Genomic DNA, 12,915 nt, shown 5'->3' on the forward strand with positions numbered 1-12,915 from the left:
AGGCGTCGAGGTACCAGCGGGCGCGGGCCGGGTCGTACACGATGTCGTAGCGCACGGACCGGTTCGTGGTGACCCGGTCCAGCCACTCCTGCCGCAGGTGAGAGAAAGCAACAGTGCACGAGAGCCGGTAGCGGCCACGTGGTGCGTTCGCCAGGTGCCGCAGCGGCTCGGGCAGCACGAGCGTCACGCTGCCGTCCACCGGGTCGACGCAGATCGTGTAGTTCCCGTGCGGGGCCCCCGATTCGCCGTCGGCGGTGAGGAACAGCCGGGCCGCCTCCCACCGCTCGCGCCAGTCCTCAGCCGTGAGCTGGGCGTCGGCCAGGTTGTGCCGCAACTTCGCCAGACGGCGCCCGCCCACCACGACGGACGGCCGTCCCTCGGTGATGCGCTGCTCCACCACGGCAAGACGGGCTTTGAGTCCTTGGATGCGGCGTTGCTTCCGGAAGCGTTCGTTCTGGTCGGCGTAGCCGCGCGTTTTTCCCTTGCGTTGCGCGCACGGCACCGCGAGGCGACGGGCGATCGTGCCGATGGCGCGGCGCAGTCCGGCGCGCTCGTCATGCAGGCAACGCATGCTGAGCTGGTACTGGTCCTCGCTCGCGCGGGTCATCGCCCCCGCCCAGCGCGACGACGAGACCGCCGTCAGCTTCCTCTTCCGCTCGGCGCGCCGGTTGGCCTTCACCGGCACTGGGCCGATCGCGATGCGTTCGGCGAGATCGGCCCGCTGATGACGGCCGAGGTGCTGCCCGAGCGGGGTGAGGACCTTCTCGTCCGCGGCATCGACACGCAGCCTGTCCCGGATCCGGGCACCCGAGGGTGCCGCCACGGTGAACGGGGGCGCGATCGTACGCAACGCACGCTTCCTCCCGCGCTGACGTGCCACTGGCCTCCCCTCCTGCCGGGTCGCCACGAACTCGGTTGCCAGCTCCGATCATGCGTTCCCGGCACACGCGGGATCCCGCTAACCGGCCCCGTTCACCCTGACGAGGGACACGCCAGGCAGCCACGGCCAACAACCGAACCAGCAGTTTCCGACCCGCGGTCAAGTCGGCGGTCCGTCCTGCCTCACCGACGCATGAGCGCCGCATCGTCACCGTGATGCGGGAGGTCCGGGGGAAGATCGAGACACTCCTATCGTCGGCCTCTCGCGATCCGGTTGGCGTCAGGTGCCGTTGGCCGAACAGGCCGAGCGCCAGGAAGACGGTGCGACGGAACGTCGTGGTCCGGAATAGCCGCCCCCGCCCGGCAATGAGCGTCAACGTATTCTTCGGCCGTGGCCGAGACCGATGAGACCGAGCTGATGCGGCTGCCCGACATGCCGCTGCACGATCCGTTCATCGTCACCGACAGCGAGTCCCGTACGTACTGGCTCTACACGTCCAACGACCCGTCCGTGTCAGGCGTGGACGGCATCGGCACGATGGTCTACCGCAGTCGCGACCTGCGGGACTGGCTGCCTCCCGTCGTGGTCTTCCGGGCCGCCGAGCAGCGGGGAATGTGGGCGACCGAGGGCGGATGGGCGCCGGAGGTGCACGCATGGGGCGGCAGGTACTACCTGTTCACCACGCTGCACAACGAGGACAAGCCGCTTCCGGTACCACCCGCCGGCCAATGGGGCACGCCGTTCCAGCTCCCGAACCACATGCGCGGCACGATCACCGCCGTGTCCGACTCACTGCTCGGGCCCTTCACCGTCATCGACCCGGCGCGCCCCACCCCGCCCGAGCAGTTGATGACCCTCGACGGCACGCTCTACGTCGACCCGGCCGGGCAGCCCTGGATGGTGTACGCCCACGAGTGGCTGCAGACCATCGACGGAACCATGGAAGCGGTCCGGCTGGCTCCGGATCTGACCCGGGCGATCGGAGACCCGGTCTTCCTGTTCAAGGCCTCGGACGCGTTCTGGATCAGCGAGCAGGTCCCCGGCGGCGTACCGCACCAGCTCGCGCCCTACGTCACCGATGGCCCGCAGCTGTACCGCACCCCTGACGACTCCCTGCTCATGCTGTGGTCGACGTACGAAAAGAACGTGGCCAAGCAGGACGGCACCGTCGGCGGCGGCTATGTGCAGACCTATGCCGTGTCCCGGTCGGGCGACATCGAAGGTCCGTGGGAACAGCACCGCCCCTTGGTTCGCGACGACAGCGGTCACGGCATGCTGTTCCGCACATTCGACGGTGAGCTGATGATGATCCTGCACCGGCCGTTCGAGAACGCCCGCGGGAAGCTGTACGAGATGCAGTTCCTCGGTCACGAGCCACGGGTGCTCCGCCAACGGACCGACCTCGACGGCGGCGGCTGACGCGTTCAGCCCAGGTCCACCCACGTTCCCTGCTCGGCGGAGCGCGCCATGGCGTCCAGCGCCACCGCGCTCGCCACGGCGTCGGCCGGCGTCGGCCCGTACGGAACGCCCTCGGCGATCGAACGCACGAAGTGGTACGCCTCGATGACCTTCAGGTCGTCGTACCCCATGCTGTTGGCCGAGCCCGGCTGGAAGGCGGCGTACTCGCCGTGGCCGGGGCCGACGTACAGGGTGCTCACGGGCTGGTCCTGGTAGCTGCTGCCACGGCTGACGGCGAGCTCTCCCATACGGCGGTAGTCCCAGAACACCGCGCCGGTGGTGCCGTGGATCTCGAATCCGTAGTTGTTCTGCTCGCCGACCGAGACCCGGGACGCCTCCAGGACGCCGCGGGCGCCGGAGGCGAAACGGAGGAGGCAGTTGACGTAGTCCTCGTTCTCCACCGGACCGAGTTCGCCGCCGGCGGCCCGGGTGTGACCGGCGGTGGCGCCGGTGGGTCGGGCCCGCTCGGGGATGAAGACGGCGGTGTCGGCGGTGAGGGAGGCGATGTCCCCGAGCAGGAAGCGGGCCAGGTCGACGCCGTGTGAAGCGAGGTCGCCCAGCACCCCGCCACCCCCGCGCTCTCGCTCGTACCGCCAGGTAAGGGCGCCCTCGGGATGGGCCGCGTAATCGCTGAACAGCCGGATGCGTACGTGTGTGACCGTGCCGATCTCGCCGGAGGCGACCAGCTCGCGGGCGGCCTCGACGGCGGGCGCGTTGCGGTAGTTGAAGCCGACCGTGCCCTGTACGCCCGCCTTGCCCAGGGCGTCGGCGACGGACCTGGCGTCCTCGGCGGTCAGGCCCACCGGCTTCTCGATCCAGATGTGCTTGCCGGCCTCGGCCATCGCCACGCCGATCTCGCGGTGCAGGAAGTTCGGGGCGGTGATACTCACGGCTCGCACCCGCGGATCGGCTGCCACCTCCCGCCAGTCGCGGGCCGCGGACGCGAAGCCGTACTGCCGTGCCGCCTCCTCGGCCCGGCCGGGCACCTCGTCCGCGACGGTGACCAGTTCGGGCCGCAGGGGCAGCTGCGGGAAGTGGTGCGGCAGACGGGCGTACGCCTGTGTGTGCACGCGTCCCATCCAGCCGAAGCCGACGACGGCGATGCCGAGCGTATTCACCATGAGAGCCCTTCTTCGGACCGATCCAGAACCTGCGGCTCACCACTCTGCCTCATCGCAAATGCCGGTGCGGTACCGCGCCCCTGAGGAGGCCGCAGGCCCCGTCAGGGGCGCGGGGAACTGCGCGACCAGCCACGATGGACCCGCAGCTTCGAACCGCCGCCAGCAGGCCAGGTCACGGCCGCGCCGTGAGATAGCCCCCCATCGTGCGGAAGTAGTCCGTCGCCGCATGCTCCGTGCCGTCCTCCGTGCGGACCCGCTTCACGCAGAGGCCGCGCAACTGCCCGTTCCGGGCCTCGGCGCCGGCGACGATGACCACGCCGTCGCCCTCGCGGATGAAGATGCGGCCGGGAGTGCCGCCGTAACGGCCTTCAGACACCGCTGCCTCGACGATGCGCAGGCGCTGACCGCGGTGGTGGGTGAAGGCGTTGGGGTACGGGTCGCACTGGGCGCGTACCAGGCGCTCCAGGTCCTCGGCCGGCCAGGTCCAGTCGATCCGGCTGTCCTCGAGCGACCGCTTGTGGAAGAAGCTGGCCCGGCTGCGGTCCTGCGGGATCCACCGCGCGCGGCCCGAGGCGATCAGGTCCAGGGACTCGGTCACGACCGGTGTGATCAGGTCGACCGTGCGGTGGAACAGATCGGTGACGGTGTCGGTGGGGCCCACCGGAACGGCGCGCTGCAACAGGACGTCACCTGCGTCGAGTTCGGCGTTCATCCGGTGCGCCGTGACGCCGACTTCCCGCTCGCCGTTGATCAGCGCCCAGATCAGCGGGGAGAAGCCCGCGTACGCCGGCAGCAGCGAGTCATGGATGTTGAGCGTGCCGTGCGGCGGGAGGTCGAACACCTCGGAGGGCAGCACGGTCCGCCAGTTGTTGGCGACGATCAGGTCCGGTTCCGCTTCCCGTAGCGCGGTGAGGAGTTCGGGGTCGTCGGGACGGTTGCGCAGCAGCACCGGGATGCCGTGCTTTTCGGCGAGATCGGCCACCGAATCGTCCCAGATCTTCTCGTATACGTGGTCGCTCTTGGGGTGGGTCACGGCCAGGACCACCTCGTGGTCGGACTCCAGCAGAGCCTGGAGCGTGCGGTGCCCCCAGGTCTGATAGCCGAACATGACGACCCGCATACTCGATCCTCTCCTAGAACACACCATTGCAAGGTAAGGCTAACCTTATTTAACATCAGTGGCGCCTAAGGGAAGGAAAGTTGCGGTGAACGCACTGCACGACGAACCGGACGCCATCCACGATCTGATCGGCGTAGGTTTTGGCCCGTCAAATCTCGCGCTGGCCATCGCAGTTGAGGAACACAACTCCCGAGCCGCCCCCGACCAGCGCCTTCGAGCCCGGTTCCTGGAGCGCCAGCCGTCCTTCGGATGGCACCGTGGCATGCTCATCGACGATGCCACGATGCAGGTGTCCTTCCTCAAGGACCTTGTCACGATGCGCAATCCGACCAGCGACTTCAGCTTCCTGTGCTTCCTGCGGGAGCGCGGCAGACTCGTGGACTTCCTCAACGCGAAGACGCTCTTCCCGCTGCGGATCGAGTTCCACGAATACTTCGAGTGGGCCGCCGCCCGGATCGCGCACCAGGTCGACTACGGCGCCGAAGTCGTGTCCGTAGAGCCGGTTCTGGCCGAGAACGGCGAGGTCCGCTGGTTCGACGTGGTCAGCCGCGTCCCCGGCGCCCCCGAACGCACCGTCGTGCGCAGGGCCCGCAACATCTCGGTGGCCGTCGGCCTGGAGCCCCATCTCCCGCCGGACACCGAGCTGTCGGACCGTATCTGGCACAACAGCCAACTGATGCCGCGTGTGCGCGAGTTGGGCGGCTCCGCCGCTTCGATGGGCCGCATCCTGGTCCTCGGAGCCGGTCAGAGCGCCGCGGAGGCGGTCGACTATCTGCACCGCTCCTTCCCCGAGGCGGAAGTCTGCGCGGTCTTCGCCAAGTACGGGTACACACCCGCCGACGACAGCCCCTTCGCCAACCGGATCTTCGACCCGGAGGCCGTGGACGTCTACTTCCAGGCCAGGCCGGAGGTGAAACAGTCCCTGGTCGACTACCACCGCAGCACCAACTACTCGGTGGTGGACATGGACTTGATCGAGTCGCTGTACGCGACCATGTACCGCGAGAAGGTCCAGGGCCACGAGCGGCTGCGCGTACGCAATGTCTCCCGCATCCGGGACGTCCGCACGCTGGACGACCGGCTGGACGTCACCGTCGAGTTCCTCCCCACCGGTGAGCGGGAGGTGCTCTCCGCCGACCTGCTGGTCCATGCGACCGGCTACCGGCCCCGGGACCTCGACCAACTGCTGGGCAGGACCGCGAAGCTCTGCCTGCGGGACGACAACGACGCCGTACGCGTGGGCCGCGACCATCGCGTGGAGGCCGCGCCCGATGTCACCGCCGGCATCTATCTGCAGGGCGCGACCGAGCACACGCACGGTCTCACCTCGACCCTGCTGTCCACCACGGCCGTGCGCTCCGGCGAGATCCTCGACTCCCTGCTCACCCATCGTGCGAGCGACGCGGAGGCGGGTATCGGCCCCCGGGTCGATTCCTCGGCCCGTCCATCCGTCAATTCCTGGGCCTGAAAGGGCAGTTCATCGTCACGACGACGGCACGCGTGCGCGTGCCGTCGCCCGGCGCCCGGGGCGGTCGCGTGCGCGCCCCAGGCTGGGCAGGCATCTCTACTTAGGGTAGCCTCACCTAGGTTTTTCTCTTTGTCCGATCCCGGAGGGGTACGGGTGGGTCCTTCATATCCGTCGGGACGGGACGTCCTGAGGGACGCGGTCAGGGGTCAGCGACGCAATGTCGCGCTCGGCTCTCTCCTCGGTTCCGGGCATCAGATCGGCGAGGCACTGGTGCCGGTTCTGATCGGCATCGTGATCGACCAGGCCGTCACCGACTCCGACACCGGCGCCCTGTTCCTCTGGCTGGCGATCCTCGCCGTGGTCTATGTGGGACTGGCGTTGAGCTTCCGCATCGGCGCCTGGTCCGGTGAAAAGGCCTCCGTGCAGTCCGAACACACGCTGCGGATCACCCTCGTACGAAGGGTCCTGGATCCCGGCGGCGGAGAGGAGGAGGGCCGGCTGCCCGGAGCGCTGGCCAACATCGCGACCGAGGACGCCAAGCGGGTCGGCGCCGTCAACCTGGCGCTGATGTTCGGGATTTCGGCCCTGATGGGTCTGCTCACCTGCGCCGTCGTCCTGCTGAGTACGTCGGTGCTGCTCGGTCTGGTGGTGCTGCTCGGCACACCTGTCCTGCTCTGGCTCGGGCATCTGCTGAGCAAGCCGCTGGAGAGCCGCAGCGAGGCCGAGCAGGAGCGGGCCGCGCACGCCTCGGCCGTGGCCGCCGACCTGGTGGCCGGACTGCGGATCCTGAAGGGCATCGGCGGCGAGTCGACGGCCATCGCCCGCTACCGCACCACCAGCCGCGACTCCCTGCAGGCGACCTTGCGGGCCGCTCGCGCCCAGGCCTTCCAGAACGGCATGGTCCTGGCGCTGACGGGCTGTCTGATCGCCGTCGTGGCACTGGTCGGTGGCCGACTGGCCGCCCAAGGCAGCATCACTCTGGGCGAGTTGGTGTCGGCGGTCGGGCTCGCGCTCTTCCTGCTCGGGCCCCTGGAGACGCTCGCCTGGGTCAACGCCGAGTTCGCGCAGGGCCGGGCCTCGGCCGCCCGGATCGCGGAGGTGCTGGCGACGCCGCAAGCCGTCACGGCCGGCGGACGGAGCCTGCCGCAGCAGGTGCGCGGCGCGGTCCGGCTGAGCGGGCTGAGCCATGGCGGGCTGCGCGAGGTGGACCTGGACATCGCGCCCGGTGAACTCCTCGGCGTGGTCGCGACCGACCCCGCGCACGCCGCCGACCTGCTGCGCTGTCTGTCCCGGCAGACCGACCCCGAAGCCGGAACGGTCGAACTGGACGGCGTGCCCCTGCGCGACCTTGATCCCGCCGAGCTGCGTACGAGCCTGCTGGTGGCCGAGCACGACGCGGACCTCTTCGAGGGCACCGTCCGCGAGAACGTCACGGCTGCCGTGATCGCCGGTTCTGAATCAGCCGATCCGGAGGCGGCGATGGCCGCGGCCGGGGTGGCCCAGGTCGCGCAGACCCTGCCGGACGGCGAGGACACGGCGGTCAGTGAGCGTGGCCGGTCGCTCTCGGGCGGGCAGCGTCAACGGGTCGCTCTCGCCCGCGCGTTGGCGGCCGACCGGCCCGTGCTGGTGGTCCACGATCCGACCACCGCGGTCGACGCGGTGACCGAGGCCCGGATCGCGGCCGGCCTGAGGGAACTCCGCAAGGGCCGCACCACGGTGCTCGTGACGACCAGCCCGGCGCTGCTCGCGGTGACGGACCGGGTGGTGCTGCTGGACGACGGCCGGATCGCCGACACGGCCTCGCACACCGACCTGGTGCGTCGTCACGAGGCGTACCGCGCGGCGGTGTTGTCATGAGCGACACCTCGGCGAACGGGAACGACGGGAACGACGGGAACAAGAAAGCGATGACTGGCGCAGAGCCCGGCCCTGGCCCTGGCCCTGGCCCTGGCCCTGTCCACAGTACGGACGAGCAGGTGCCCGAGACCCGGGAACTGCTGCCCACGGCGACCGGGGCCCGCACCCGTGCCGCCGTCCGCGAACTGGTGCGTCCGCGCCGCGGTTTGGCCCTCGGCAGCTTCGCGGTGATGGTCGCGGCCACCGGTGTGGGGCTGCTCGTCCAGCCGCTGCTGGGCCGCATCGTGGACGTGGTGGCCGAGGGGCGCCCACCCGGGGACGTGACGACTCCGGTCATCCTCCTGGTGCTGGTCGCCCTCGCCCAGGGCGGCACCACCGCGCTGGGTCTGACGCTGGTCTCGCGGCTCGGCGAGACCCTGCTGGCCCAACTGCGCGAGCGGTTCGTGGAGAAGGCGCTGCGGCTGCCGCTGGAACAGGTGGAGAAGGCGGGCGCCGGAGACCTCACCGCCCGGGTCACCCGGGACGTCTCGGTAGTGGCCGAGGCGGTGCGCAACGCCCTGCCCGAACTGGCCCGTTCCCTGCTGGCCATCGTGCTGACGCTGGGCGCCATGGCGGCGCTGGACTGGCGTTTCCTGCTCGCGGCCCTTCTCGCGGTGCCGGTCCAGGCGCACACCGCCCGTTGGTACGTACGCCATGCCGTGCCGCTCTACGCCCGTCAGCGCATCGCGACGGGCGCTCAGCAGCAGCAGCTCCTCGACTCCATCGCGGGGGCGGGTACGGTACGGGCGTTCCGGCTGGAGGAGCAGCACACCACGCATGTGACCCGGCGTTCGTCGGCGGCGGTCGAGCTGACGCTGCGCGGAGTGAAGCTGGTGCTGCGGTTCTACAACCGGCTGCACGTGGCCGAGTACACCGGCCTCGCCGCGGTCCTCGTCACCGGGTTCCTGCTGGTGCGCGCCGACTCGGTGTCCATCGGCACCGCGACCGCCGCGGCCCTGTACTTCCACAGTCTGTTCGCCCCGATCAACTCCGCACTGGTGCTGCTCGACGACGCGCAGTCGGCGACTGCCGCGCTCGCCCGGCTGGTCGGTGTCGCCGACCAGCCGGACCCCGAGCCGGAGGAAACGGCGAAACCCCGCCAGCGGCGGGAGCCGGGCACGGCGGCGGACGGCACCGTCACCGTGACCGGCATCGACCACGCGTACGAGCCCGGCCGCCCCGTCCTGCGCGACGTGGACCTGACGCTCCGGGCCGGCGAACGCGTGGCCCTGGTCGGCCCGAGCGGCGCGGGCAAGACGACCCTGGCCAAGCTCATCGCGGGCGTACACGCCCCGACGTCCGGCTCGGTGCACCTGACCGGCGCCGGAGCGTACGGCGACGGCGAAGGTCTGCCGGTCGCCCTGGTCACGCAGGAGACCCACGTCTTCGCCGGTTCGCTCGCGGAGGACCTGCGCCTGGCGCGCGCCGACGCAGGCGACGAGGAGCTGCGCACGGCCCTGGCCACCGTGGAGGCCCTGGACTGGGTCGAAGCGCTGCCCGAGGGCCTGAACACGGTCGTGGGCGAGGGCGGACAACGCCTCACGCCCGCCCAGGTCCAACAACTCGCCCTGGCACGGCTGGTGTTGGCCGATCCCCCGGTGGCCGTGCTCGACGAGGCGACCGCCGAGGCCGGCAGTACTGGAGCCCGCCTGCTGGAGCGGGCGGCCGACCGGGCGGTGGACGGCCGCACGGCGCTGGTCGTCGCACACCGCCTCACCCAGGCCGCGACCGCGGACCGGATCGTCGTCATGGACGGCGGCCGGATCGTGGAGAGCGGCACCCATGACGAGCTGTGCGCGGCGGGTGGGACCTACGCCTCCCTGTGGGAGGCCTGGTCCGGCACGCGTAGCACAGCCGATCAGCCCCCCACGAAGCAGCACCGTCCCGACACAACCACCATGAAGGACCACTGATGCTCGGCTCTCTCAGAGGCACACGCCTCGCCGCGGCGCTCGTCTCCGCGCTACTGCTCTTCACCACCGCCACGGCCTGCGGCTCGGGAGATGATTCCAAGGCTGCCGCGGACAACAAGGAATCCGCGAACAGCGCCTTCCCGGTGTCCGTCCCGCACAAGTACGGCAGCACCTCCATCAAGGCGGAGCCCAAGCGGATCGTCACGGTCGGTCTGACCGACCAGGACGCCGTGCTCGCTCTCGGCAAGGTACCCGTCGGCACCACCGAGTGGCTCGGCGGCTACAAGGGCGCCATCGGCCCCTGGGCCGCCGACAAGCTGGGCAGTTCGAAGGCCCCGACCGTGCTGAAGGACACCGGCACCGGTCCGCAGACGGAGAAGATCGCCGCGCTCAAGCCCGACCTGATCCTCGCGGTCTACGGGGGGCTGACCAAGGAGCAGTACGAGACGCTGTCGAAGTTCGCGCCGGTGGTGGCCCAGCCGAAGGCGTACAACGACTACGGCGTCCCGTGGCAGGAGCAGACCGAGACCATCGGCAAGGCGCTCGGCCAGGAGGCGAAGGCGAAGGAACTCGTCGAGGGCGTCCAGGCCGACTTCAAGAAGGCGGTCGAGGACAACCCGGACTTCGCCGGAAAGACCGCCGTGATGGCCACCCCGTACGAGGGCATGTTCGTCTTCGGCAGCCAGGACCCGCGCTCCCGGCTGCTCACGGATCTCGGCTTCAAGCTGCCGACCGATCTGGACAAGGTCATCGGCGACGAGTTCGGCGCCAACATCAGCAAGGAGCGCACCGATCTGCTGGACACGGACGCCCTCGTGTGGATCGTCACCGATGTGGCCAAGGACGAGGCCAAGCTCAACAAGAACGCCCTCTACGCCGACTTGAACGTGGCGAAGCAGGACCGTGAGGTCTTCGTCCCGGAGACGAGTGACTACGGCAACTCCGTGTCGTTCGTGACGGTCCTGAGCCTGCCGTACATGCTGGACCGTCTGGTGCCACAACTGGCTGCCGCCGTCGACGGCGACACCGCCACGAAGGTGGAGCAGCCGGCGTCCTGAACGCCGGCTGCTCCGATGGAAGTGGAGTTCGACTGCGGGTCCGTCGTGGCTGGTCGCCCAGTTCCCCGCGCCCCTGAAAGGAAGGCCTGCGGCCTCCTTTCAGGGGCGTGGGTCTGTGTCAGTTTGCGGCTCCGCCGCCGCAGCTTGGAACCGCCTTACCCAGCGGAGCGCTTGTCGCAGTCCCGGCCGGCGACGTATGTCGTCACCACCTCGATGTCCCCGATGTGCGAGATGTCGACCCGCCTCGGGTCGTCTCCCAGCACGGCCAGGTCGGCGCGCTTGCCCGGGGCGAGACTGCCCGCGACGGAGTCCCAGTGGCAGGCGAAGGCCCCGCCGAGGGTGTACGCGCGCAGGGCCTCGTCGACGGTGACGGACTCGTCCGGGCCGATCACCTGGCCCGACTCCGAAGCGCGCTCGACCATGAACTGGATGGCCCGCAGCGGCGATCCGTCCGCGACGGGCCGGTCGGAGCTGCCCACCAGGGTGATGCCGTGCTCGAGGAATCCCCTCCCCCGGTACATCCACGGCGCCCGCTCCTCGCCCATGATCGAGGCGTAGTCGTCACCGAAGTAACGCAGGAAGTTCGGCTGCACCACGGCGCTCACGCCGAGCCGCGCCATGCGGGTCAGCTGGTCGGGCCGGATCAGTCCCGCGTGTTCGATGCGGTGCCGTGCGCCCGGGCGCGGCCGGAGGTGATGTGCCCGCTCCAGGGCGTCCAGGGCGACGTCGGCCGCGCGGTCGCCGATGGCGTGGACGGCGAGCTGCCAGCCGCCGAGATGACCGGCCACGATCGCGTCCGCAAGCGCCTCGGGGTCGTCCTGCAACTGGCCGGCGTGGTCCAGGCCTTCGTACGGGCTGCTGAGTGCGGCCGTACGGGCCATCATGCCGCCGTCGGTGTATATCTTCAGCGCGCCCACGGAGAGCCAGTCGTCCCCGAACCCGGTGCGCAGTCCGAGGTCGAGGGCGCGCGGGATGCCGTCGTCCTCGTGTGCGGCGACCGGGTTCAGCCGGTCCGCTGCCACCATGAGCTGCACCCGCAGCGGCAACTTCCCTTTCTCGCGGGCGAGTTGGTAGGCGCCCAGCTCGACCGGACTGTGGCCGAAGAGGGCGCCGCCGATGCCCGCCTCGGCGCAGGCCGTCACGCCCTCGTCCAGACAGACCCGGGCCGCGCGCCCGATCGCGTCCGCCAGTTCCTCCTGGGAGTACGGCAGTCGCAGCGCGCGTGCGGCTCCCATGGCCTGCTCGGCGAGGAAGCCGTCCTCGTGCGGTACATGGGCGGGCAGCAGGTCCAGGACGGCGGTGTTGACCACACAGCCGTGTCCGGAGTCGTGCAGCAGGTACACCTTGCGCCCCTCGCTGACCTTGTCCAGCTCGGCGGCGGTCAGATGGCGGCCAAGGGCCCGCTGGTCGTACCCCACCAGCTGCGCCCAGCCTCCGGGCGGCGTGCCCGCCACGGCGGCCGCGACGACCCCGAGCACTTCGTCGGCCGAGGTGCACGGCGCCACGCTCGGGGTGGCCGCCTTGAAACCGGTCCACGCCAGGTGCACATGGCTGTCGATGAACCCGGGCAGCACGGTGGCGCCCTGGAGATCCACCACCCGGCGCGCGGGCAGCGCGGTCACCGCCTCGTCCAGGCCCACGATCCGGCCCTCCCAGATGCCCAGATCATGGGCGACGGGGTGGTCCGGGTCCATGGTCAGGATGTGCGCGTTGGTGAGTCTGGTGCTGAGCATGGGGTCAGCCGGTCCGCTCCATCCGCTGCGCCAGACTCGTGGGTCGCATGTCGGTCCAGTTGGTCTCGATGTAGTCGAGGCACTCCTGACGCGGGCCCGGGCCGTGGGCGACGGTCCAGCCCGCGGGGACGTCCACGAAGTCGGGCCAGAGGCTGTGCTGGCCCTCGTCGTTGACGAGCACGGAGTAGACGCCGTCGGGGTTCTCGAACGGGTTGGTGTTGCCGCTGCTCATGCGGTGATCCTCCTGGGTGCGGGACTAGAGGGCAAG

9 protein-coding genes and 1 pseudogene are annotated in these 12,915 nt (G+C 70.2%); 5 read left to right on the forward strand and 5 right to left on the reverse strand.

Features of this window, described 5'->3' with window-relative positions; translation table 11 throughout:
- Positions 1-850: pseudogene (locus ABD357_RS15260) on the reverse strand (hypothetical protein); the annotation flags it as partial.
- A 447-nt stretch (positions 851-1,297) separates the two neighbouring features.
- Between ABD357_RS15260 and ABD357_RS15265 the strand changes: the two are divergent.
- A complete protein-coding gene (locus ABD357_RS15265; RefSeq protein WP_344390856.1) occupies positions 1,298-2,299 on the forward strand; it encodes a glycoside hydrolase family 43 protein in 1,002 nt (333 codons plus the stop codon).
- A gap of 5 nt (positions 2,300-2,304) precedes the next feature.
- Here the strand turns inward: ABD357_RS15265 and ABD357_RS15270 are convergent, their stop codons facing one another.
- Together ABD357_RS15270 and ABD357_RS15275 are read right to left on the reverse strand one after the other, a co-directional pair.
- Complete coding sequence (locus ABD357_RS15270; protein WP_344390553.1) at positions 2,305-3,459, reverse strand: Gfo/Idh/MocA family protein; 1,155 nt, start codon at positions 3,457-3,459, stop codon at positions 2,305-2,307.
- A 172-nt stretch (positions 3,460-3,631) separates the two neighbouring features.
- Positions 3,632-4,579 (reverse strand): methionyl-tRNA formyltransferase, encoded by a 948-nt coding sequence (locus ABD357_RS15275; RefSeq protein ID WP_344390555.1) that lies wholly within the window; start codon positions 4,577-4,579, stop codon positions 3,632-3,634.
- A gap of 85 nt (positions 4,580-4,664) precedes the next feature.
- Between ABD357_RS15275 and ABD357_RS15280 the strand changes: the two genes are divergently transcribed.
- The 4 genes from ABD357_RS15280 to ABD357_RS15295 all read left to right on the forward strand — a co-directional run bounded on the left by ABD357_RS15280 (position 4,665) and on the right by ABD357_RS15295 (position 10,914).
- Entirely contained in the window at positions 4,665-6,047 is a 1,383-nt protein-coding gene (locus ABD357_RS15280; RefSeq protein WP_344390556.1) for a lysine N(6)-hydroxylase/L-ornithine N(5)-oxygenase family protein, read from the forward strand.
- 153 nt (positions 6,048-6,200) lie between these two features.
- Positions 6,201-7,904 carry an ABC transporter ATP-binding protein gene (locus ABD357_RS15285; RefSeq protein WP_344390557.1) on the forward strand — a complete coding sequence of 568 codons (1,704 nt, stop codon included), beginning with the start codon at positions 6,201-6,203 and terminating at the stop codon, positions 7,902-7,904.
- Between the two features lie 50 nt (positions 7,905-7,954).
- A complete protein-coding gene (locus tag ABD357_RS15290; RefSeq protein WP_425584891.1) occupies positions 7,955-9,856 on the forward strand; it encodes an ABC transporter ATP-binding protein in 1,902 nt (633 codons plus the stop codon).
- Positions 9,856-10,914: an iron-siderophore ABC transporter substrate-binding protein gene (locus ABD357_RS15295; protein WP_344390560.1), complete on the forward strand. Its 1,059-nt coding sequence runs from the start codon at positions 9,856-9,858 to the stop codon at positions 10,912-10,914. The genes ABD357_RS15290 and ABD357_RS15295 overlap by 1 nt, the downstream gene beginning before the upstream one ends.
- 155 nt (positions 10,915-11,069) lie before the next feature.
- On the opposite strand, the gene ABD357_RS15300 is transcribed toward ABD357_RS15295, so the two are convergent.
- A complete protein-coding gene (locus ABD357_RS15300) occupies positions 11,070-12,647 on the reverse strand; it encodes an amidohydrolase (protein WP_344390562.1) in 1,578 nt (525 codons plus the stop codon).
- A gap of 4 nt (positions 12,648-12,651) precedes the next feature.
- Positions 12,652-12,879, reverse strand: a complete 228-nt coding sequence (locus ABD357_RS15305; RefSeq protein WP_344390564.1) for an MbtH family protein — start codon at positions 12,877-12,879, stop codon at positions 12,652-12,654.
- Between the last annotated feature and the right edge of the window lie 36 nt (positions 12,880-12,915).

Origin of the sequence: Streptomyces vastus (genome assembly GCF_039532825.1) — a bacterium.
GTDB classification, from domain to species: Bacteria; Actinomycetota; Actinomycetes; order Streptomycetales; family Streptomycetaceae; genus Streptomyces; species Streptomyces vastus.